At 63.7% G+C, this 669-nt stretch carries 2 tRNA genes; both read right to left on the bottom strand.

Going from position 1 to position 669, the window contains the following annotated elements:
- Nucleotides 1–200: 200 nt before the first annotated feature.
- Nucleotides 201–276: transfer RNA gene (locus IEX89_RS24150), tRNA-Ala, on the bottom strand.
- A 48-nt stretch (nucleotides 277–324) separates the two neighbouring features.
- Nucleotides 325–401 (bottom strand) — tRNA-Ile (locus IEX89_RS24155).
- Nucleotides 402–669 lie beyond the last annotated feature (268 nt).

Here is a 669-nt window from a genome sequence, read left to right on the forward strand (position 1 = left end):
CCTCTCGGTCGTCACCTATGCCGAACGCGCCCGGCCGACCGATCCTTGCAGATCGATACGGGTGTCCCGGACGCGTCCATCCTCTTCACGATGTCAAACATCGCCTCGCTCGGATCGCATCGCGACCACGAGCAGGGCGAACCTTGCTCTCGACATGGACACCCAAACCGCTCGACAACATCGGCGCCGAAGGCGCGAGATGGTGGAGCCAGACGGGATCGAACCGACGACCTCATGCTTGCAAAGCACGCGCTCTCCCAACTGAGCTATGGCCCCGTTCTCGGATATGCCACAACCCTCGCGGCGCCGGTGGCGCCCCGAAGATGGTGGGCCTGGGACGACTCGAACGTCCGACCTCACCCTTATCAGGGGTGCGCTCTAACCACCTGAGCTACAGGCCCGAATGGTACGGACCGCCGCTCGGGCGCACCGAAGCGCGGCACCGAAGGTCCGGTTGATCAACGGATCGAGACCGGCGAGCGCACGCTCACCAGCCGATCCGGTGTCCATGAGAAGAAAGAGAAGCGCAGGCGGCCGTTTCCGTCCCGCAAACGCGGTCGTCATCGGCAAGCCGATGCGCCGCACATTATCCTAAGCCGTTCGTCAGGGAGGGGTACGAGACCCGATCCCGATGAGGAACGTCCTTAGAAAGGAGGTGATCCAGCCGCA

Origin of the sequence: Salinarimonas ramus (genome assembly GCF_014645695.1) — a bacterium.
In the GTDB taxonomy this organism is placed as follows: Bacteria; Pseudomonadota; Alphaproteobacteria; order Rhizobiales; family Beijerinckiaceae; genus Salinarimonas; species Salinarimonas ramus.